Genomic DNA, 21,310 nt, shown 5'->3' on the forward strand with positions numbered 1-21,310 from the left:
TTTTTAATGCATGATGAAATTGTTCAGGAAAACAGTGTGAGAAGAACTTTCTGACAAAGTAGGATTTCTAAATGTATTGCAGAAGAAAATGGCATTTCCGATAGGTCATAATTTTAACTTATCGCAAAAGATAATAATAATGCAATTTACTTATGTATGAATGTGCGCTATTATTGACTGTGGAGAAAAGAGCATTACAACCTTTTCAATTAAGAAAAACTAGGGGGAACACAACATGGCAAACTTACACAACAGTCGTTCGACTTTTGAAGTTAACGGTAAAACTTATAACTATTTCCGTTTAGCTGCAATTGAAGAAGCTGGTATCGCAAAAGTATCACGCCTACCTTATTCAATTAAAGTATTATTAGAATCAGTATTACGTCAATACGATAACTATGTAATTAAAGACGAGCATGTTAATGAATTAGCTAACTTCGGTAATCACAATGCAGATGCTGAAGTACCATTCAAACCTTCTCGTGTAGTATTACAAGACTTCACTGGTGTTCCAGTAGTAGTTGACTTAGCTTCATTACGTTCTGCAATGAAAGAAATGGGTGGAGACCCAGCTAAAATCAACCCTGCAATTCCGGTTGACCTTGTAATTGACCACTCAGTACAAGTAGATAAATACGGTAACGCAGCAGCATTACAAGCGAACATGGATTTAGAGTTCGAGCGTAACGCTGAACGTTATAACTTCTTAAAATGGGCTCAAACTGCTTATGATAACTTCCGCGCTGTACCACCAGCAACTGGTATCGTACACCAAGTTAACTTAGAGTACTTAGCTCCAATCGTTCACGTTAACGAAACAGAAGAAGGTTTAGTAGCATTCCCTGACTCAGTAGTAGGTACTGACTCTCACACAACTATGATCAACGGTATCGGTGTTCTAGGTTGGGGTGTTGGTGGTATCGAAGCTGAAGCTGGTATGTTAGGTCAACCATCTTACTTCCCAATTCCTGATGTTATCGGTGTTAAATTAGTAGGCGAATTACCAAACGGTACAACAGCTACTGACTTAGCATTAAAAGTAACTCAAGTATTACGTGCTCGTGGTGTAGTAAACAAATTCGTTGAGTTCTTCGGACCTGGCGTACCTGGTTTACCACTAGCTGACCGTGCTACAATCTCAAACATGGCTCCAGAATACGGTGCTACTTGTGGTTTCTTCGCAGTTGACGAAGAATCATTAAACTACATGCGCTTAACTGGCCGTGACGAAGAGCACATTGCTGTTGTTGAAGCTTACTTAAAAGCTAACGACATGTTCTTTGATGCTGACTTAGAGCCAGTATACACTGACGTATTAGAAATTAACCTTGCGGACATCGAAGCAAACCTTTCTGGTCCTAAGCGTCCACAAGATTTAATTCCTTTAACTGAAATGAAACGTGTTTACCGTGAATCAGTAGTAGCTCCACAGGGTACTCAAGGTTTCGGTTTAACAGAAGAAGAATTCTCTAAAACATCAACTGCTAAATTTGCAGAAGGTGACTTAGAAGTTCCTGCTGGTGCTGTAGCAATCGCTGCCATCACTTCTTGTACAAACACATCTAACCCATACGTATTATTAGCTGCTGGTTTAGTTGCTAAAAAAGCGGTTGAGTTAGGCATCAAACCTGCTAAGTGGGTTAAAACTTCATTAGCACCAGGTTCTAAAGTAGTAACTGGTTACTTAGAAGAGTCAGGCTTACAAGACTACTTCGACCAAATCGGTTTCAACACTGTAGGTTACGGCTGTACAACATGTATCGGTAACTCAGGTCCGTTATTACCTGAATTAGAAGACGCAATCAAATCAAACGATTTATTTGTAACTTCTGTATTATCAGGTAACCGTAACTTCGAAGGCCGTGTACACCCATTAGTAAAAGCTAACTTCTTAGCTTCACCACCATTAGTTGTTGCTTACGCTTTAGCGGGTACTGTAGATATCGATCTACAAAAAGACGCAATCGCTGTAACTCCAGAAGGCAAAGAAGTATTCTTCGCTGATATCTGGCCATCAACTGAAGAAGTTAACGAAGTATTAAATAAAGTTGTAACTCGTGAATTATTCCAAAAAGAATACGAAACTGTATTCACTGCTAACGAAGCTTGGAATGCAATCGAAACTTCAACTGAAAACTTATATACTTTCGATGAAAAATCAACTTACATCCAAAACCCACCATTCTTCACTGGTCTTTCTAAAGAGCCAGGTGCTATCCAAACATTAGCTGGAATGCGTGTAATGGCTAAGTTCGGTGACTCTATCACTACTGACCACATCTCTCCTGCAGGTGCAATCGGTAAAGATACACCAGCTGGTAAGTACTTAATCGAAAACGGTGTTGCGATCCGTGACTTCAACTCTTACGGTTCTCGTCGTGGTAACCACGAAGTAATGATGCGCGGTACATTCGCTAACATCCGTATCCGTAACCAAATCGCTCCAGGTACAGAAGGTGGTTTCACTACTTACTGGCCAACAGGCGAAGTTGAGTACATTTACGATGCTTGCATGAAGTACAAAGAAGCAGGTACTGGCTTAGTAGTATTAGCTGGTAACGACTACGGTATGGGTTCATCTCGTGACTGGGCTGCTAAAGGTACATTCTTACTAGGCGTTAAAACTGTAATCGCACAATCTTACGAGCGTATTCACCGTTCTAACTTAGTAATGATGGGCGTATTACCATTACAATTCATGGCTGGCGATTCAGCTGAAACTTTAGGATTAAAAGGTGACGAAACAATCGACGTTAACTTAACTGATGATGTTAAACCACGTGATATCCTAACTGTAACTGCAACTTCTCCAGAAGGAAAAGTAACTGAGTTCAAAGCGTTAGCTCGTTTCGACTCTGAAGTAGAAGTAGACTACTACCGTCACGGTGGTATCCTGCAAATGGTATTACGTGCTAAAGCTGCACAACAATAATTCCATTCTATAACATGAAAGACAAAGTCAATTTCGGTTGGCTTTGTCTTTTTTTGTACAAAAAGGACCTTAAGAATGTATTTTTTGTTAATTAACAGTAAAATTTTCCGGAAAATGTAGAAATTTTTATAATATTTCGTTACTATCAAAAGGTAGGTTAAAAATATTGGGGGGTCTTTTGGATGAAGAAAAAAAGAATGTATTCGGCAACAGCTCTAGCAGCATTTACGGCAGTTGCTGTAGGAGCAACAGGTGTTATGGCAGAAGAGACAATTTTTACGGATGTAACTGTTAGCCATCCATATGCAGAAGGGATCAATGCTTTAACCTCTGCAGGTATCGTAAAAGGATTTGGAGACGGTACTTTTAAACCAGATGCAACGGTTACTCGCGGACAAGCTGCGAAAATGATTGCGGGTGCTCTTAAACTTGATACAACTAATGTAAAAAATCCTAACTTTAAAGATATTAAAACGTCAAACCAGTATTATAGTCAAATAGCGGCATTAGTCGCTACTGGATTTGTAAATGGTTATGAAGACGGCACATTCCGTACAGCGGATAAAATTACACATAATCAATTAGCTAAAATTTTAACGAACGTTTCTGCGGTATATCCGATTGATGCTACGGCTTTATTAACAGAGGCTAAAGTTGTATTCAACCCTACGAAACAACTTACTCGTGGTGAACTTTCTAGCGTATTGGCAACAATGCTTGCAGCAGCTGCACCAGCACCACAACCTGAGCCACAGCCTGAACCAGAAACAAACAATTATAAATTATCCATCATGCATGTGAACGATACTCATGGACGTGTTGAGGCATTTCCAAAATTAATGACGGCGGTTAATGAACAACGCGCAAAAACACCGGATGCGCTTTTATTGCATGCGGGTGACGTTTTCAGCGGAACTTTATACTTCAACGAATTTGAAGGACAAGCAGATCTGCCGTTTTTAAATGCATTGAAATTTGATGCGATCACATTAGGAAACCATGAATTTGACTTAGGTTCTTCACCAGAAGGACATAAAGCATTAGCAGAATTCATTAAAGCTTCACAATTCCCGGTTTTAACGGCGAATGTTGACTTTACAAAAGACAGCCTGTTTACAGGTATGTTCTCGGATTTAGTTTCAAGCGAGCCAGAAAACGGCAAGATTTACGCTGGTATGGTTAAAGAAGTAAACGGCGAAAAAGTCGGGATTTTCGGTTTAACGACAGCTGAAACAAAAGACATTGCTTCACCAGGCAGTGTAGCATTTGAAAATTATATCGACGAAGCGAAAAAAGCGGTAAAAGCATTTGAAGATATGGGTGTCGATAAAATTATTGCTTTAACACATATCGGATTTGACGATAACCCTGCATATGACAATGATCAAATTCTAGCAAAATCAGTACCTGGAATTGATATTATCGTAGGAGGTCACTCACATACTGAGCTTAAAGAACCATTCGTAGTTGATACGAACACAGTTGGTGAGAAAAAGGACGCAACATTAATCGTTCAAGCGAAAGAGTATGCTGGTTTCCTAGGTACAGTAAATGTTGAATTTGACGAAAATGGTGTCATCGTTAAACATGACGGTCAATTAGTTGAAATCGGTAAACTTGCAGATGACGCTGAAGGTTTAAAAATGCTTGCTCCATTTAAAGAGAAGGTGGACGCAATTTCTAAAGCAGAAATCGGTGTTACTTTAGCAGAAGAATTAGTAAGCCCTCGTGCATCAGACGATAATCCAGTGAGTGTACGTAATAGTGAAACGGTATTAGGTAATATCATTACAGACGGTATGCTTGCAAAAGCGAAACAGTATACGGATAAAAAGGTTGTAATGGCATTGCAAAATGGCGGCGGTATTCGTTCTGCAATTCCTGCTGGCAATATTACGACTGGACAAGTTATTACAGTGTTACCGTTTGGTAATACATTAGCATTAATGGATGTTACAGGTGCTGAATTAAAAGCTGCATTTGAACACTCTGTGAAAGATGCTCCTAAAGAGAATGGCGGATTCCTGCATATCTCAGGTGCTAAACTAGAATACGATTCTTCTAAAGAAGCGGGTTCTCGTGTGGTTTCATTAAAATACTATGATGAAGCAACAAAAGCATATGTAGATGTAGCGGATAACGAAACTTACACAATTGCTACAAATGCTTTCACAGCTAAAGGCGGAGACGGCTTCAGCACGTTTGAGAAAGCATATGGAGAAGGCCGTGTAACAGACTTAGGTCTATCGGATTGGGAAAACTTAAAAGAGCAATTACTATCAATGAAAGAAATTAAGTTTACTACTGAAGGCCGCATTGTAGATACAGCTGCGCCAGTAGAAAAATAAGTCAACAGCTATACCACTAATTTGGGCAACCATTTTAGTGGTTTTTTTATTTATTTTTTTTTGCAAAAATCATTGTGTAGTCTGCAATAAGCTGGTTTGTCAGTAAATGGCTGCAATTAGCACTGTTTGCTACAATTCAGGCTGTATTGGTTATGGTATTTACATTAGTCGTATTACAGCTGTCGGTAGATCATGTGGTGAAATTTATTTTATTCGGAATTTTTGTCAGCATTGTTTTCATGTCGATTATTTTCTTCCTTGTATCGGTTGCAGGCAATATTGGGCGATTTATCGCACTTGTACTGGCTGTCGCACAATTATCGATTACAGGTTCGAATTTACCGATTCCGATGCTTCCTGAAAATTTACAGGCTGTATGTGCATATTTACCGTATACGTATTCAATTTCAGGATTTAAATCGGTTATTTCTTTCGTTATTATCCTCAAATGCTTAACCCTTATCATTCATTTAGTCGTTGCTTCTGTATTGGCACTGATTGCATTTTTCGTAAGCTATAAATCTCTAACGTCGAAGTACACACCGGAAGTACAGCCGACTGCATAACAAAAAAGACCCATCTACTCTCAAACTATAGAGTGACGGGTCTTATATTGTTGAATTAAAATTCTACGTGAGCAATCATGCCTTCTTCATCATCAATATCAAGAGTAATACGCGCTGACATTGAATCACGGCCAAGCTGCTCATCAATATATAGGCGAAGTGCCATGATGAAGTTCACAGAGTTGTAAACTTCCAGTTGTCCGTTGTAGAAAGCTTCCGCTGAATAACCGGCAACATCATCATACATCAGCTCTGCTTCCACTTCTTCAGGTGCTGTGTTTTTGAATTTTGCATGGAACAGACAAACGGCATTAATTAAATCTTGTTCAAGTAATGTTAGTTTTTCCACGAATCAGTAACCTCTTTATCTTTTTTGCGTTTGATTAACTGGTAAATCTTCACTAGGAAGAAGACTATCGCCGCAATTGCTGCTACGTTGATTAACAGGCCTAAAATGTTACCTAACATACCCATGCCGGCAAATAAGCTACCGAATAGTAAACCGGCTAAACCACCAAGCATTAAGCCTTTCATTAAGCCGCCTTTGTTTGATGAAGCTGTATTTGAATCATTTTTTTTCGTTGTATTGTTATTTTGTTTTGTTGTTGTCGGGTTTGTTGCATCATTATTGTTTTTTTGAATATTAGTATTGTTATTGTTGCTGTTGAAGCCTTTTTTACCTGACTTGTAACCTTTTGCTTCAACTGACTGTGCATCATTAGCAAATAAAATCGTAGTCCCTACACTTGAAAATACAAGTGTGAATGCTAATAAAACTGCTGATAATTTCTTCATGTTTCTCCCCCAATTAGTCTATTTATTTACTTTATCAGTATATCAAAAATTCATCTAAATAGAAAATGAAAACACTTTCAGCAAATAATACAAGCTTTGCGCGAAAGATAACATTTCTTGTGAAAATCACAAAAATTATTGTATTCATAAATATGAAACTGTAAGATGAAATATAATTTAGACGAAAATTCTGAATTTACATGAGTGTGTAAAGAATAAACGTCGAATAATTAAGTTGGGGGAATAAATGATGAGTAAAATTCGCATTGGTATTGTAGGTTACGGAAACTTAGGTCGAGGCGTGGAAGCAGCAATCAGTCAAAATGCTGACATGGAATTGGTAGCTGTATTTACGCGTCGTGATCCTGCTTCAGTTGCCATCCAATCACCAAATGTACCGGTTTATTTAGTGGATGATGCACCTAATTACAAGGAACATATTGATGTCATGATTTTATGTGGTGGTTCTGCGAAAGATTTACCTGAACAAGTTCCGCATTTTGCACAATGGTTCAACACTATCGACAGTTATGATACACATGCAAAAATTCCGGAATTTTTTGATGCAGTTGATGCTGTTGCACAAAAAAGTGACACTGTTTCGATCATTTCAGTTGGCTGGGACCCGGGGCTATTTTCATTGAACCGTCTGTTAGGTGAAACAGTTCTGCCTGAAGGAAATACATATACGTTCTGGGGTGACGGTTTAAGCCAAGGTCACTCAGACGCAGTACGCCGTATTAAAGGTGTAAAAAATGCAGTGCAATATACCTTACCGATTAAAGAAGCGGTAAACCGTGTGCGAAATGGTGAAAATCCTGAGCTGACAACACGTGAAAAACATGCCCGTGAATGCTTTGTTGTATTAGCTGAAGGTGCAGATGCAGCAACGATCGAAAAAGAAATTAAAGAAATGCCAAACTATTTTGCTGACTATGATACAACAGTGAACTTTATTACAGAAGCAGAATTTACAGAAAATCACCAAGGTATGCCACATGGCGGATTTGTTATTCGTTCGGGTCAATCAGGCGAGTCAGACAAGCAAATTATGGAGTTTTCATTAACGCTTGAATCAAATCCGATGTTCACATCAAGTGTTCTCGTTGCCTATGCACGCGCTGCATACAAATTACACGCAAAAGGAGATAAAGGTGCAAAAACTGTATTCGACATTCCGTACGGTTTATTATCACCAAAATCCCCAGCAGATTTGCGCAAAGAATTACTGTAATTTCCAAACGAGCGTCGTCTAATAAATTTAGGCGACGTTTTTTCGATTTTTGCTAGACAAATCGTCGATAAAGTCTTTTCTTTCACGGTTTAGCAACGTAGAATAGAGAGGTTAAGTCTCTGAAAGATGGTTGTCCACATTAGAGCGAGTTAAAATTCCCTCATGAATCTGAAATTACAGCAGATTCTATGGTATACAGAAAGGATGTTTAATGTGCAGGATAAGCGTTTTAAAATCGCACATAAAGAAGCACTGATCGGTGTCGTGCTTGTTATCATCAATTTTGCAATCTGGTTCGGATTTGCATATGGGCTCGGTTCGGGTGACCCGCTGGAGTATGATTACGTATTCGGATTCCCGGCATGGTTTTTCTATAGCTGTATCGCAGGAACAATTTTCATGATTATCGCAATCTGGCTCGCGATGAAGCTTTTCTTCAAAGACATTTCACTTGAGGAGGAGGACGGGCAAAAATGATACATTGGTCAGTCATTATACCATTACTCATATTTTTAATTATCATTTTTGGCATCGGTATTTGGGCAAATCGCCAAGTACGCACATCTAATTCTTTTTTACAGGAATATTTTTTAGGCGGACGCGAAATGGGCGGGTTCATCCTGGCGATGACGATGATGGCGACATATGGCAGTGCCTCAAGCTTTATCGGGGGACCGGGTGTTGCCTATAATACAGGACTTGGATGGGTTCTGTTAGCAATGGCGCAGCTGCCTGCAGGTTATTTTGTGCTAATGGTGCTTGGCAAGAAATTTGCGATTGTTGCACGCCGTATTGAAGCCATTACACTAATCGATTTTTTAAAGAAACGCTATGATAGCCATACGATTGTTATTTTATCGGCAATCAGCATCATCATTTTCCTTTTTGCATCAATGACTGCGCAATGGGTAGGTGGTGCACGTCTGATTGAATCGTTGACAGGACTTTCCTATACAACCGCATTGCTCATTTTTGCGGTAGCCGTTTTGGCATATGTAATTATCGGCGGTTTCCGGGCTGTTGCGTTAACGGATGCATTGCAAGGATCCATAATGATTGTTGGTACAGTTATCCTTCTTATTGCAACGGTCATTGCCGGTGGTGGTGTTGACACGATCATGCAAGGACTGGTAGCAGAAAATCCGAATTTAGTGACGCCATTTGGTGCAGAACAAAATCTGACACCATTGTATGTATCAACATTTTGGATTTTAATTGGACTAGGTGTCATCGGTTTGCCTCAAATTGCAGTCCGTGCGATGAGTTACAAAGATTCGAAAAGCTTACATAAAGCAATTCTAATAGGTACTATCGGAATCGGGACAATCATGTTCGGCATGCATTTAATTGGTGTATTTGCTCGTCCGGTTATGCCAGGAATTGAAGTTGGCGACAAAGTAATGCCGTTGCTGACATTGGAAGTGCTGCCGCCGGTACTGGCAGGAATCGTACTCGCAGCTCCAATGGCAGCCATTATGTCGACGGTTAATGCATTGCTGATTCTAGTAAGTTCAACAGTTGTAAAAGATATTTATTTAAACTATATCAATCCGAAAGCAAGCGATTCACAAATTAAAAGCCGCAGCTTCTGGGTGACAAGCATTATCGGGATAGCGGTAGTTATTTTCGCTGTTAAACCACCGGAGCTATTGATCATGCTGAACTTGTTTGCGTTCGGCGGATTGGAATCAGCCTTTTTATGGAGTGTCGTATTTGGACTGTACTGGAAGAAGGCTAATAAATACGGGGCAATCAGCTCGATGATTGTCGGCCTGACATTATATATTGTCATCTACCGCTTTGCGGAAAATATTTATGGCATGCATTCCGTTACAATTCCAATCATCGCTTCACTTATTACATTTGTAGCAGTAAGTATTATTGCGCAAAAAATGAAAAAAATAGAAGATTATCATTTCTAATAGCCAGAACCGTTTTAGGCCTGTATGATAGAAGAAACAGATATTTTACTTCACCAAAAAAACAACATTTTTCTCTGTGAGAAAGATGTTGTTTTTAGATTAGATACCAATCTCTTATTTGACGTTATAAGCTTATTATTGTAAACTAGGTTACATAAAGTAACTTAATAAAAATCAAAGGTGATCAGATGAAACAATTAATGGCTATTTTAGAAGATAAAATTCAGCTTGTCCGTCGTGATGATCTGCAAAATATTGCAGTAGTCGGACCGGTAAAGCTACCTATAAGACAAGAAAATTTAGAAGCGACGTTTCAATGGTATTCATGGACGACTGTTGAAAAAAATCAGACGAAAGAACAGGTAGTAGAATCTGTATCGTCAATGCATTTAGCATTTGGCCAGCAGTCTTCTGTACTTGTATATGGAGATTTTGCCAACCAGGATGATGCATTGATCCGTATGCACAGTATTTGTCATACAGGTGATATTTTCGGTTCACAGCGTTGTGACTGTGGCTATCAGTTGCATGAATCGATGAAGATGATTGTCGAGCATGGCTGTGGCGCAATCTTTTATTTAGCGGATCATGAAGGGCGCGGTATTGGGCTGTTCTCAAAATCACTAGCTTACCTATTGCAGGAAGAAGCGTATGATACAGTGGAAGCCAATCATGCACTCGGATTTGAAGATGATGTCCGTTCATATGATGATGCAATCCGTGTACTACAGGTGCTTCGTTCAAAACCGGTAACACTTATTACGAACAATCCGAAAAAGCTTGCAGCGCTGCAGGAAAACGGATTACTTGCGGATGGCCATATACCTTTATGGGGCGGCCTGACGGAAACGAATGAACAGTACTTGAAAACAAAAGTAGAAAAGTCTGGGCATATCGGGATTGTTGAAAAGCTAACTGTGTAAGGAGAATTTCGAATGAAAACTGATCAGGACTATATGCAACTTGCGCTTAAAATGGCGGCAAGTGCCAGAGGGAATACAAATCCAAATCCGTTAGTCGGTGCCGTTATCGTAAAAGATGGTGTCATCGTCGGTACAGGACTTCATCGAAAAGCAGGGGAACCCCATGCAGAAGTACATGCGGTGAACATGGCAGGCGAGCATACAAAAGATGCGACCATTTATGTCACACTGGAACCGTGTTCGCATTACGGCAAAACACCACCTTGTGCGAAGCTGTTGAAAGAAAGTGGATTTAAGCGCGTCGTCGTTGCCACGGAAGATCCAAATCCTGAAGTAGCAGGGCGCGGTATTCGTCTTTTACGGGATGCGGGAATCGAAGTGGAAGTCGGTGTGCTTCAAGAGGAAGCACAAAAGCTGAATGAACGCTTTATTCATAATATGCTGACAGAGCGTCCGTTTGTAGTTGCGAAATTCGCCATGACACTTGACGGCAAAATCGCGACATATAGCGGACATTCGCAATGGATTACAGGTGAAGAAGCACGTGCGGATGTCCATGAATTGCGTCATGAAGTGGACGGGATATTAGTAGGTGTTCAAACAGTTTTAAATGACAACCCGAAACTGACTACACGTCTAAAGGATGATCGGCAAGGTCGTAACCCGATTCGTGTAGTCATGGACAGTACTTTAAAAACACCGGTTGATGCGCATATTGCAGATACGACCGAAGCTCGTACAATCATTGTTACTTCACTTGATTCAGATGCTGTAAAGGCACAGCAACTGGAACGTAACGGTGTTGAAATTATTCGGGTGGAAAAAGATTCAACAGGCTTGAACATAGAGGATATGTTGAGTGCATTATATAAAAAGGGCATTACGCATCTGCTTGTTGAAGGTGGCGGCAATGTGAACGCATCATTTTTACGAGGCTGCTTCATTGACCAGTATATGGTATATGTTGCTCCGAAAGTATTGGGAGGGAAAAACTCCATTACGCCGTTTACCGGATCTGATGTGGAAACAATCGATTTGGCAAGCCAGCTTGAATTCGGCGAAGTCACTCGCATCGGGGAAGATTTGCGTATAATAGCCTATCCAAAGAAGGCTGGTTTACATGAATAGAAAAGTGGATGTTTGCATTGTAGGTGGTGGTCCGGGCGGTGCACTGCTTGCCAATATATTGGCGAAAAATAATGTGTCGGTTCTTTTAATAGAGCGGACTAATGACTTTGCGAAGGCATTCCGCGGGGAACATTTAAATGAGGAAGGCGAGCGGATTCTAAAACAGTACGGGCTTTTTGAACGAATTGAACAGCTCGGTTTGCTGCGTATGGAAACATTGGAATATTGGATGAGCGGTGAAAAGTTTAAAACAATTGAACCGGATCCGGCTGTAGGCCATTTAGGCATCCATGTTCCGCAAGCTCATTTGCTTCAAGCGATTATCGAGCAGGTAAAAGGCTATCCAACTTTTAACTATTTATTGAATACGACGGTTAAAGAGCTTATTCAAAACAAGCATGGACAATATACTGCTGTTCGTGCTAAACAAGGTGATGCTGATATTACAATTGAAGCACAGCTGATCATTGGTGCGGATGGGCGCTATTCAACAGTGAGAAAATTAGCGGATTTGGATGTAACGATTCGTGATCATGGCTATGACTTGCTTTGGGCGAGAATACCGGCACCTGAAAATTGGACTCCTTCGATTAAAATGGCCTTAGTTGACGACATGCAAATTTCCTTATTTACGCAGGCAAAAGGATTTGTCCAAATCGGCTGGAATATCGAAAAGGGAAACTTTCCGGAATTACGCAAACAGCCGTTTATACCATTTATAGAAAAGCTCATAAAAGCATTTCCTCAATTGGCACCTGTCGTACAGGAGCACATTCAGTCATGGAAAGACTTTGTGCTGCTTGATGTATTCAGCAGTACGACCGAACAATGGGGAAAAGAAGGTGTCGCATTAATTGGGGATGCTGTTCATACGATGACCCCGACAGGCGCTTACGGATTAAATAGTTCGTTAATGGATGCCCATGTGCTGGCACAAATGCTGCTGGAAAATGAGGAATTTGATTTTGTTAGCTGTGCAACGGCACGAAAAAAACAAATCGAAAAAATTCAGGCTATACAAATAGAAAAAGAGCAAAAGTTCCATGAAGCTTTTCTCGTATTAAGTTAGGTGAGATATATGAAATTTGGTTTTGATATTGATGATACGTTAATCGATTTACGTCGACATGCATTTCATTTATATAATAAGAAATTGAACAAGACGATCAGCGAAGATGTTTTCGATACAATCCCGACTATTGAAATTCACGCACCATTTGGATTAACAAACGAAGAAGGCAACCAAATGTGGAGAGATACGATGGAAGAAATCTACTTTACGGACTGTCCAAGCTTTGAAGGGGCGAAGGAAGTTTTACATGCTTTGGCGGATGAAGGACATGAAATTTATTATATAACGTCTCGTCCGAAAGGGTATTGTGAAAAAACCCGTGCATGGGTAAAAGCACAAGGATTCCCGGTTGTTGATGAGCGTTTTTACTGCGGAATGGCAGACCATGAGAAAATCGATATCATCAAAAGTTTGGAACTTGACGTATATGTAGATGATAAGCCGGCTGTATTAAATACATTGACGGGAAGTACAACAAAAGTTATTGTGAAAAATCAGTCTTACAATCAGGCAGTAGAATATACGCGTCTTACATGTTGGGCCGAATTCAATAAACTGATCGGTTATGCCTCGGTGTAATCGGCAGAGAAAATTCCCGGAGCTTTTCCGGGAGTTTTTTTATACAAAAAGTGAAAATAGTTTGAATTTTTTCCTTTCAAGTGAATGAATATGTGGTATTGTTAACAGTGTATAGACATACCGGTTGGAGGATTTTACTATGATAACACAACAACATTACGAAGCAAGCATTCATTACAATGGGATTATATTACTTTCGGCTTACTTACAACGCCAGTATGTATATCGTACAATTCAAGTACGTCTGAACGGAGCAAGTGAAGAACCGTTAATTAAAGTGAAAAATATGCTTGAACATACAGAGCTGATGCTCAATATTTTTGAGGAATCTAAAGATCTGATGGATGGGCAACGCAATAAACTTAAATCATTTGCAGATGAAGTAGCCCTTTTGATGCAAAATTATATTAAAGAAAATCCGGATTTTAAAGAGCGTCTAGCAGTTGTCGGCTCAACACTTTATTCAGAGCAGCTGATGAATAACGGAATTATTAAACTCGGCTATATTTTCAAGCAAAATATTGGCAAAGATTTCCCGGCACGCGTTAAGTTTTATGAAGAACGTACAAAGGTAATCGACGTGATGGTACAGCTCGTATCGGAAGGAAAAGAAATCGAAAAGGGCATGCAGGACATTTTAAACAAGTGGTATGACGGCATCGCCAACCAGAAAAAAGGCATTATGGAAGATTTATCGAAAATTAATGAAATGCTCGATTTTAAAGCAGAGTAATAAAAAGAACACCTTGCCGGTATAGGCAAGGTGTTCATCTGTTTATGCGCGTTCGAAAAATACTTTATCGATATTGTATTTTGACTGGAATTGATTGATCGCATATGTTTCGTAAATTTCACGTTCCATTGGATCTTCAATTTCATATACTTCAATTTTGTGGATTTCAGCACGGTGGTTTTTCATTGGAGATACATTGTCTTCAAAATGCTTTTTAATACGCTGACGGATTTTACGTGCTTTCCCTACAAATAAAAGCTCGTTCTTTTCATTGTAGAAGAAGAAGATTCCGCCTTTATCACGCGTAATTTTATGGAAATCAATAAATCCGAAGTATGGAGTAATTTCCACATCACCTGGTTTTAACACTTGTTCGCGTTGACGAATTACTAAATCTGGTTTTGGCATTTCAATTTTAATCAAACTGTTCACGTCCCTAAATTATTCTAAAAGTTTATTTTACACGATAATACAGTAAATAGCTATTGATATAGTAGTCCAAGCATTGGAGAATTAAAAAATAAGCGGGGATTTTACCGTTATTTTCAAAAGAAAAGGCACTACTAACTATATAATTATACAGATTATCCGACACAAATGATTAATTAATTAAATCATCCCTTCGAACAAAACAAACGCTATAAAAATTTTACCTACTCTTAAGTTAATAAAAAAACATGTTTAACAATCATAGGTCAAGCAGAAAACTCTAACTTATAAGCTTGTTTGGATAGATTTTGAATTTTCGCTTTCTTTTTCATGGAAGATTGCTTATGGTAATAATAGTTTGTTCAGCAATAAAAAATTATACATATAAATTTTAAACAGCAGTTTCAACAGAGAGAAGGAATCGTATGCAAAAATTTAAAGGTGAGTTGCTCATGCTCATTACCGCTTTAATGTGGGGAAGCGGTTTTGTAGGAATGGCAAAAGGTCTTGAACATTGGACTGTATTTCAATTGATGGCGGGAAGATTTTTATTGGCTTCCATTATTTTAAGTTTCATTTTCTATAAAAAATTAAAACTTATTTCAAAGTCTGTATTATGGAAAGGTGCAGTTCTTGGTGCAATCCTATTTATCGCGTTTGCATTGCAGACAATGGGCTTGGAATATACAACAGCTTCTAAAAATGCATTCCTGACAGCGATTAATGTCATTATTGTTCCAATTATCGCTTATGTCATCTATAAAAGAAGAATTGATCGGTTCGAGTTTATCGCAGCTGGTGTGGCAGTTGTCGGAATCGGATTTTTATCATTACAGGATTCGCTGACGATCAATATCGGCGACTTCTTATCGATACTTTGTGCAGTCGGCTTCGCTTTCGATATTTTTTATACAAATGTGTTTGTAAAAGCGGAAGATGCTTTAGCGCTGACGATAGTTCAGTTTTATACAGCGACTGTACTCAGCGTAGTAAGTGTCATCATACTAGGCGAAGTACCTACGACTTATACTTCAGAAGGCTTGGGAATCATCGTTTACTTGGCAGTATTTTGTACTGCTGTTGCGTATGTATGTCAAAATATCGGAATGCAATATGCAAACCCAACGAAATCTGCCATTATTTTATCGACAGAATCATTGTTCGGTACTATGTTCTCTGTGCTTATTTTAAACGAACTTTTGACAGGTCGTATGCTTGTTGGATGTGTCCTTATCTTCTTTGCGATATTGTTTGCAGAAGTCAAACCGACCTTTAGACGAAAGAAATCTTATGTTTAACAAACAGACATTTTAAGCAATCACTAATATAGGATGAATAGTATAAAAAAACAAACTAGACTTTATGTTTAGAAAATTCAGTTTAATTATATAATCAAACTTTTATCTGTATATAAAAATACATCCATTAAATCTTTATTGAGATAATGGATGTATTTTTTATTGTGGTCTTTATATAAAAGTTAATAATTTATAATTAAGTTCGATCATTTATAATAAAGTTTGATAAAAAACTGTATGGAATGCTATTTTCTTATTCCACTGTCGGGCCATATAATAGAACAACATTTTTATAGGGGAGCGTCAGAATAATGGGGATTTACAACGTTAAGAAATATACTCCATTTTAAACAAGTTGAAGAACATACAAGCAAGCGTAAATACAGCTGCATCAACCATTAGAGCCATTTGTATAAAATACTGCATAAATTAGGTACCACAAAAAAGAGACAAACTTTCATTTGGAAAGGTTGTTAAGATTTTTGTAGGCTATATATTTTCTGAAATCTTTCGTTTCGTTGCTGCTATGATAAATAGCGTTTTGCTGCGGCCAGATCCATTACTAATAGCAAGAACAATAGAAGCGTCCAACAAAGAAAAGCATGAGAAAACACATCAAGCTATTATTGAGCAAGTTGAAAACAGAAGAGGCATAATTGTAGGTGCGACAATTATGGTTCTCACTCAAATTGTAATGGTAGCTATTATTACAATGACACCTGTTCATATGCGGCATCATGGGCATAGCGTAGGGGAAGTTGGTCTTGTTATTGGTTTTCATATAGGCGCCATGTATCTGCCTTCCCTGGTTACTGGTATCCTTGTTGACAAATTGGGACGTACTACTATGGCGATTACTTCTGAAATTACGTTGCTTGTGGCGGGTTTAACAGTAGCATTAGCACCAGGAGATTCCATGGTTTTCCTAGTGATTGCACTTTCTCTACTTGATTAGGATTGGCCCCTTTTGTTGAATAATATTTTTTCTTGGGGAGTGTTAGAAAAGATACAGATTTTTAACGATAAAAAAAATGATATACAATTTTTTATGCAAATTAAAAACACGCCCAGCAGGTATAAAACCTGCTTTAGTATCGTTTCAGCGCCTTGCATAAAATCCCGTATAACCAATGTTCCAATAAAAAATCGGTAAACGCTACAACAACAACAACGTTTACCGATTTTTCATTGCCCCCAAACTTTTATTTGGGAACGTTATTATGAATGAACATATATAATAACATCTATTAAGTGAATGCTTAATAATTTATATTTAGAAATAACAAAACATCAATAAGTTTCGATATTAAGAATAAGTAAAATTTGTACTGTAGCATATACTTTCTTTTAATGCTTTCGTAATTCATGCAAATTGAAGTCATTACTATTAATTTCAAGTATACTTACTTTTTCAAGCCCGGTAATATTAGATCGATTGCTAATCTATAAATATTTTTTTGCTCCTGTGGGGTGCTGTAGCCGAATAAATCAATGTGATCCAGCGATGTCATAAAATTGAATAAAAGTACTGCAATATCATCTACCTGCAATTCATTTTTAAATTCACCACTCTCAATACCCTCTACCAGAATATCTTTTACAATTTGAAATTCAGGCTCGTACAATTTTATAACAGCATCATAGTTATTTTTATTTGTTGCCACAAAATATTCATGTAATGTGTTCATAATCGGTTTTTGCACAACTAAATTATTTAAATCTGCCCAAATATACAGCTTCTTTTCAGCAGAATGTTCCGCTTTAGACATCATAGTCCAATTATGAAGAAATCCATTTGAAACTTGTTGAATACAATATAAATATAATTCCTCTTTATTTTTAAAATGGTAATAGATTGTACCTTTACTCAAATTCGTTTCGTTTTTTATATCTGCCATGGATGTGGCGCTATAGCCTTTTTGCTCGAAACATTTCGTTGCAATATCAACAATGAATTGCTTCGTATCCTCGCTATTTACTCCGGTAGGTCTACTCATTTTGTCTCCAACCTTTTTTCTTTATCATAGCGTATTTTATTTTATATCGCGAGTTAATCGGACGAACGGTTGTTAATTTTTAGTTTTGACCTTCAAATATTATTCTAATTATAATTAATTGACCGTTCGTCCGAATGGTGTTATTGTTTTTTCGAAGGGAGCGAATGAAATGAATGAAAAAGTAATCATTATTGGTGGAGGCGTAGCAGGGTTAGCAATGTCGTTATTTTTGAAAAAAGCTAATATTGAAAGCGTTGTGTATGAACAGGCAAAGGCATACGGCAAGGTGGGCGGTCACTTCGTCATGCACCCAAGCGGCATTGCGATGATGGAGCTACTAGGTTTAGGCGAGGAGCTTATGAACAACAGTCATACATTAACGGATTTCGATGTGATGGATAAAGACAACAACTCGGTATTCGGAGAAATGGAACAAGAGCGAGAGGGTGAACTGGTGGATATGCCAGTATTCGTCAACATTACACGTTATCATTTAATTGACGTATTATATAAAGAAGTACAAAAGCAAGGGATTGACGTGCAGTTTAATAAGCGATTAAAGCAGTTTACGCAGGACGTTGAGCAGGTTGTTGTGGAATTTGAGGACGGTACAGAAGCGATTGGCTCTATTTTAATCGGAGCAGACGGTGTACGTTCGAAAACGCGCCAGCAGCTATTCCCAGAAAAAGAGCTGCACTATTTAGGGAAAACAGGTGTGTATGCCATTGTGGAAAATGGAAAATTAGGGGAATTGCAGGAGTACTTTTCACAGGACGCAGCACTGATGTATTTTCACGACAACTTTAACTTTTTCGTTGCTAAGCATCATCCGACAGACGAGGCCATTTCTTGGTCGATTATTACTACGGATCCAGAGCAACCGTCAGTAGAAGCGTTTGATGAAAAGCCAATCAAACAGCTTCGTAAAGAGCTTGGTGAGCGTTTCGCAAGTTGGGAAATGCCAATACAGCAGCTAGTGGAAAGTACGGATCATTTAATTGCGAAGTCATTATTCCGCATTGAATTAATGCAGCAGTATTCAGTAGGGCGTGCCGTATTAATAGGAGATGCCTTGCATACAGCAGATCCAAACGCAGGAATGGGTACAACACTCGGCTTAGAGGATGCAATGGTGTTAGCTAAGCTTTTACGTGACAATGACTATGTGCAAGCCTTTGCCCAATTCCAGGAGGTACGTAAAGACCGAGCAGAGAAGGTATACCATAGCGCAAATCTTTTAGAATCACTTGAACTAGACAATGCAGATGATTATGCATTATTTGATGAAGGTATTGATGTAAGCTGGGAAAAGTAGTCTACTAATAGAAAGAGGACAATAGAGTATGGAAACTTTACAGCAAGATTTAATGAATAAACCGGTGAAAAAGCTATTTTTCCATTTCTTCTTTCCGGCAGTGTTCGGTATGCTACTTATGTCTGTCAACCTGCTACTCGATGGCATTTTTGTTGGGCATGGTGTAGGAGAAGTTGGGCTAGCGGGTGTGAACTTAGCGGCACCAATTTTCACGATTATTTTAGCGATTAGTCTATGGATCGGTATTGGCGGAGCAACGAATTTTTCAATGGCAATGGGTGAAGAGAAGGTTGATGAAGCAAGAAGCAGCTTTACGCTAGCGCTTGCTATTTTCACTGCTATTTTAGGCGTTATTAGTATTGTAGGTTACTTAAATTTACAAACAGTGGCAGGTTGGCTTGGGGCAAACAAGGAAACACTTGCACCGACGACGGACTATTTAGGTGTATTATTTGCGCTTGGATGGGTACTCGGGTTACAGCAACTACTTAGCATTTTCATCCGAAATGATGGTCGTCCAATGCTTGGCATGGTGTCGCTTGGGCTAACATCTGTTGTCAATGTAATACTAAATTATGTATTCATTTTTGTACTAGACATGGGTGTTTACGGAGCTGCACTTGCAACAATTCTAGGTGGAGTTGTCGGAGTACTCGTATTCGTACCTCACTTTTTCAACAAAAAAGTAGTACTCAATAAATGGCGTTTCAACTGGTCGTTGCCACTTGGGCAACGTATTCTTGCGATTGGCTTTCCAAGTTTATTAGCTGAATCGGGTGCCTTTGTGTTAGTTGTTGGTTACAACTTAAGCGTTGTTGCTGCACTTGGAACTGAAGGCGTTACAGCCTTTTCGGTCATCAACTATTTACACGGCTTCATGTTTTTAGCGTTCTTTGGCATTGAAACGGCCATGCAACCGATGGTAAGCTATTATCACGGATCGAAAAAGAAGGCACAGCTGAAGGAGACACTTGCTTTAGCGGAAAAAACAGCATTGATTTTAGGTGTCACATTATTTGTCATTGGCTATTTACTCGCACCGCAGCTTGTTCAATTATTCGGGGTGGATGATCCAGAGATTGTTCAACTAGCGGTTGAAGGAATTCGTCTATTCTTTATTGGTTACTTATTTATTGGGATAAGTTTCGTCTACATGACGTATTTCCAATCGGTTGGGAAAGTATGGTCAGCAACAGTCATTATTGTGATGCGAAGCTATATAGTATTTTTAATTTATTTGTTTGTCTTACCAAAAGTACTTGGCGTGAATGGGATTTGGCTAACGATGCCAATTGCGGAATTGACAATGGTTATTGTCATAGTGTTGTTTGTACAAAAACGTGTAAAGCAAACATTGATCTAAAGAGTAGCAGTATAGCTTTGTACCTTGCTACTTATGATGCAGAAGTGGGTTTACATATTTTAGTGAAAACACTAATACATCGTAGATTGGTTGGATATGTTTAAAAAATATTCAAGCTAAAAAGCTCTAAATGTTATGATCCAGCACTTAGAGCTTTTTAACGTTCTCAAACGTACGTTTAGGTACATTATAGTAATTCATAATTAATCCATCAAATCGGTGTGTAAAATCTAACTGGATATATGTTTGTTAATTGGTGAAAATAGGAAAAAACCACTGTGATTAATCTTCAGTGGCTTCTTTTTGTTGCTTTGATTCAAGAATTTTACGGTTATTATCTATTACTTCTTTATTCTTCTCTATTGTAACCTTGATATTTTCAAGCATTTCATTCTCTTCATTACTGTTAGTTTCAGAATTATTCTTTAGGTATTCATTTAAGTCGGATGGTTTATTATCTTTAATAACCATTTGATTCACCTCTCATAAAGACTATACTTTTAGTATAAATGATAGTAAACAATTTTTATATTAAATTTATGTAACATTTTCAGGATTTTGGTTATTCTGTTTGTTTACTGGGTATAGGCTTTCTGTTTTAGGAGAATGAAATAGCTTCTTTTCTAATCTGCGACTCCCCGTAAGGAAACACAGTTATTCCACTTATGGGAGTTCT

19 protein-coding genes and 1 pseudogene are annotated in these 21,310 nt (G+C 38.4%); 15 read left to right on the forward strand and 5 right to left on the reverse strand.

The window, feature by feature from the left end; genetic code table 11:
- The first annotated feature begins 235 nt into the window (after positions 1 to 235).
- The 3 genes from acnA (at position 236) to AC0VXV_RS09090 (ending at position 5,846) form a co-directional block, all read left to right on the forward strand.
- On the forward strand, positions 236 to 2,932 hold the full coding sequence (acnA, locus tag AC0VXV_RS09080; RefSeq protein WP_475531255.1) for an aconitate hydratase AcnA: 2,697 nt from the start codon (positions 236 to 238) through the stop codon (positions 2,930 to 2,932).
- Positions 2,933 to 3,114: 182 nt separating this feature from the next.
- A complete protein-coding gene (locus tag AC0VXV_RS09085; RefSeq protein ID WP_475531256.1) occupies positions 3,115 to 5,280 on the forward strand; it encodes a 5'-nucleotidase C-terminal domain-containing protein in 2,166 nt (721 codons plus the stop codon).
- 152 nt (positions 5,281 to 5,432) lie between these two features.
- A complete protein-coding gene (locus AC0VXV_RS09090) occupies positions 5,433 to 5,846 on the forward strand; it encodes an ABC-2 transporter permease (RefSeq protein ID WP_475531257.1) in 414 nt (137 codons plus the stop codon).
- Positions 5,847 to 5,901: 55 nt separating this feature from the next.
- Here AC0VXV_RS09090 and AC0VXV_RS09095 read toward each other — a convergent pair whose 3' ends face one another.
- Positions 5,902 to 6,195: a YxcD family protein gene (locus AC0VXV_RS09095; protein ID WP_079526626.1), complete on the reverse strand. Its 294-nt coding sequence runs from the start codon at positions 6,193 to 6,195 to the stop codon at positions 5,902 to 5,904.
- Complete coding sequence (locus AC0VXV_RS09100; protein WP_079526628.1) at positions 6,183 to 6,641, reverse strand: hypothetical protein; 459 nt, start codon at positions 6,639 to 6,641, stop codon at positions 6,183 to 6,185. Before AC0VXV_RS09100 ends, AC0VXV_RS09095 begins: the two co-directional genes overlap by 13 nt.
- A gap of 250 nt (positions 6,642 to 6,891) precedes the next feature.
- Here AC0VXV_RS09100 and AC0VXV_RS09105 point away from each other — a divergent pair, with 250 nt between their 5' ends.
- The 8 genes from AC0VXV_RS09105 to AC0VXV_RS09140 all read left to right on the forward strand — a co-directional run bounded on the left by AC0VXV_RS09105 (position 6,892) and on the right by AC0VXV_RS09140 (position 14,232).
- A complete protein-coding gene (locus AC0VXV_RS09105) occupies positions 6,892 to 7,875 on the forward strand; it encodes a diaminopimelate dehydrogenase (RefSeq protein WP_475531431.1) in 984 nt (327 codons plus the stop codon).
- Positions 7,876 to 8,079: 204 nt separating this feature from the next.
- Positions 8,080 to 8,352 carry a YhdT family protein gene (locus AC0VXV_RS09110; protein ID WP_475531432.1) on the forward strand — a complete coding sequence of 91 codons (273 nt, stop codon included), beginning with the start codon at positions 8,080 to 8,082 and terminating at the stop codon, positions 8,350 to 8,352.
- Complete coding sequence (panF, locus tag AC0VXV_RS09115) at positions 8,352 to 9,797, forward strand: sodium/pantothenate symporter (protein ID WP_475531433.1); 1,446 nt, start codon at positions 8,352 to 8,354, stop codon at positions 9,795 to 9,797. Before AC0VXV_RS09110 ends, panF begins: the two co-directional genes overlap by 1 nt.
- 188 nt (positions 9,798 to 9,985) lie before the next feature.
- Positions 9,986 to 10,720 (forward strand): GTP cyclohydrolase II, encoded by a 735-nt coding sequence (locus tag AC0VXV_RS09120; protein ID WP_475531258.1) that lies wholly within the window; start codon positions 9,986 to 9,988, stop codon positions 10,718 to 10,720.
- Positions 10,721 to 10,732: 12 nt separating this feature from the next.
- Entirely contained in the window at positions 10,733 to 11,848 is a 1,116-nt protein-coding gene (ribD, locus tag AC0VXV_RS09125) for a bifunctional diaminohydroxyphosphoribosylaminopyrimidine deaminase/5-amino-6-(5-phosphoribosylamino)uracil reductase RibD (RefSeq protein WP_475531259.1), read from the forward strand.
- The gene (locus AC0VXV_RS09130; protein WP_475531260.1) at positions 11,841 to 12,917 is read left to right on the forward strand and encodes an FAD-dependent monooxygenase; all 1,077 of its coding nucleotides are present in this window, start codon (positions 11,841 to 11,843) and stop codon (positions 12,915 to 12,917) included. The genes ribD and AC0VXV_RS09130 overlap by 8 nt, the downstream gene beginning before the upstream one ends.
- 9 nt (positions 12,918 to 12,926) lie before the next feature.
- A complete protein-coding gene (locus AC0VXV_RS09135; RefSeq protein WP_475531261.1) occupies positions 12,927 to 13,499 on the forward strand; it encodes a 5' nucleotidase, NT5C type in 573 nt (190 codons plus the stop codon).
- Positions 13,500 to 13,638: 139 nt separating this feature from the next.
- A complete protein-coding gene (locus tag AC0VXV_RS09140; protein WP_475531262.1) occupies positions 13,639 to 14,232 on the forward strand; it encodes a transcriptional regulator in 594 nt (197 codons plus the stop codon).
- Between the two features lie 42 nt (positions 14,233 to 14,274).
- Here AC0VXV_RS09140 and AC0VXV_RS09145 read toward each other — a convergent pair whose 3' ends face one another.
- Positions 14,275 to 14,655: a nucleotide excision repair endonuclease gene (locus AC0VXV_RS09145; protein ID WP_079526647.1), complete on the reverse strand. Its 381-nt coding sequence runs from the start codon at positions 14,653 to 14,655 to the stop codon at positions 14,275 to 14,277.
- Between the two features lie 431 nt (positions 14,656 to 15,086).
- Here AC0VXV_RS09145 and AC0VXV_RS09150 point away from each other — a divergent pair, with 431 nt between their 5' ends.
- Both AC0VXV_RS09150 and AC0VXV_RS09155 read left to right on the forward strand, forming a co-directional pair.
- The gene (locus AC0VXV_RS09150; protein ID WP_475531263.1) at positions 15,087 to 15,959 is read left to right on the forward strand and encodes a DMT family transporter; all 873 of its coding nucleotides are present in this window, start codon (positions 15,087 to 15,089) and stop codon (positions 15,957 to 15,959) included.
- A gap of 541 nt (positions 15,960 to 16,500) precedes the next feature.
- Positions 16,501 to 16,908: pseudogene (locus AC0VXV_RS09155) on the forward strand (MFS transporter); the annotation flags it as partial.
- A gap of 454 nt (positions 16,909 to 17,362) precedes the next feature.
- Here the strand turns inward: AC0VXV_RS09155 and AC0VXV_RS09160 are convergent.
- Positions 17,363 to 17,956: a TetR/AcrR family transcriptional regulator gene (locus AC0VXV_RS09160; protein ID WP_475531264.1), complete on the reverse strand. Its 594-nt coding sequence runs from the start codon at positions 17,954 to 17,956 to the stop codon at positions 17,363 to 17,365.
- 169 nt (positions 17,957 to 18,125) lie between these two features.
- Between AC0VXV_RS09160 and AC0VXV_RS09165 the strand changes: the two genes are divergently transcribed.
- Together AC0VXV_RS09165 and AC0VXV_RS09170 are read left to right on the forward strand one after the other, a co-directional pair.
- Entirely contained in the window at positions 18,126 to 19,271 is a 1,146-nt protein-coding gene (locus AC0VXV_RS09165) for an FAD-dependent oxidoreductase (protein WP_475531265.1), read from the forward strand.
- Positions 19,272 to 19,299: 28 nt separating this feature from the next.
- Entirely contained in the window at positions 19,300 to 20,634 is a 1,335-nt protein-coding gene (locus AC0VXV_RS09170) for an MATE family efflux transporter (RefSeq protein ID WP_475531266.1), read from the forward strand.
- A gap of 282 nt (positions 20,635 to 20,916) precedes the next feature.
- Here AC0VXV_RS09170 and AC0VXV_RS09175 read toward each other — a convergent pair whose 3' ends face one another.
- Entirely contained in the window at positions 20,917 to 21,105 is a 189-nt protein-coding gene (locus tag AC0VXV_RS09175; RefSeq protein ID WP_475531267.1) for a hypothetical protein, read from the reverse strand.
- Positions 21,106 to 21,310 lie beyond the last annotated feature (205 nt).

The organism is Solibacillus sp. iso_87 (genome assembly GCF_056173085.1).

Excerpts from the sequence above, each read along its gene's own strand:
- AC0VXV_RS09105 (WP_475531431.1), top strand. The coding sequence starts at position 6,892 with ATGAGTAAAATTCGCATTGGTATTGTAGGTTACGGAAACTTAGGTCGA.
- AC0VXV_RS09120 (WP_475531258.1), top strand. The coding sequence starts at position 9,986 with ATGAAACAATTAATGGCTATTTTAGAAGATAAAATTCAGCTTGTCCGT.
- AC0VXV_RS09160 (WP_475531264.1), bottom strand. The coding sequence starts at position 17,956 with ATGAGTAGACCTACCGGAGTAAATAGCGAGGATACGAAGCAATTCATT.
- acnA (WP_475531255.1), top strand. The coding sequence starts at position 236 with ATGGCAAACTTACACAACAGTCGTTCGACTTTTGAAGTTAACGGTAAA.
- AC0VXV_RS09150 (WP_475531263.1), top strand. The coding sequence starts at position 15,087 with ATGCAAAAATTTAAAGGTGAGTTGCTCATGCTCATTACCGCTTTAATG.
- AC0VXV_RS09170 (WP_475531266.1), top strand. The coding sequence starts at position 19,300 with ATGGAAACTTTACAGCAAGATTTAATGAATAAACCGGTGAAAAAGCTA.
- AC0VXV_RS09085 (WP_475531256.1), top strand. The coding sequence starts at position 3,115 with ATGAAGAAAAAAAGAATGTATTCGGCAACAGCTCTAGCAGCATTTACG.
- AC0VXV_RS09130 (WP_475531260.1), top strand. The coding sequence starts at position 11,841 with ATGAATAGAAAAGTGGATGTTTGCATTGTAGGTGGTGGTCCGGGCGGT.
- AC0VXV_RS09100 (WP_079526628.1), bottom strand. The coding sequence starts at position 6,641 with ATGAAGAAATTATCAGCAGTTTTATTAGCATTCACACTTGTATTTTCA.
- AC0VXV_RS09140 (WP_475531262.1), top strand. The coding sequence starts at position 13,639 with ATGATAACACAACAACATTACGAAGCAAGCATTCATTACAATGGGATT.
- AC0VXV_RS09090 (WP_475531257.1), top strand. The coding sequence starts at position 5,433 with ATGGTATTTACATTAGTCGTATTACAGCTGTCGGTAGATCATGTGGTG.
- AC0VXV_RS09135 (WP_475531261.1), top strand. The coding sequence starts at position 12,927 with ATGAAATTTGGTTTTGATATTGATGATACGTTAATCGATTTACGTCGA.
- AC0VXV_RS09165 (WP_475531265.1), top strand. The coding sequence starts at position 18,126 with ATGAATGAAAAAGTAATCATTATTGGTGGAGGCGTAGCAGGGTTAGCA.
- ribD (WP_475531259.1), top strand. The coding sequence starts at position 10,733 with ATGAAAACTGATCAGGACTATATGCAACTTGCGCTTAAAATGGCGGCA.
- AC0VXV_RS09110 (WP_475531432.1), top strand. The coding sequence starts at position 8,080 with ATGTTTAATGTGCAGGATAAGCGTTTTAAAATCGCACATAAAGAAGCA.
- AC0VXV_RS09175 (WP_475531267.1), bottom strand. The coding sequence starts at position 21,105 with ATGGTTATTAAAGATAATAAACCATCCGACTTAAATGAATACCTAAAG.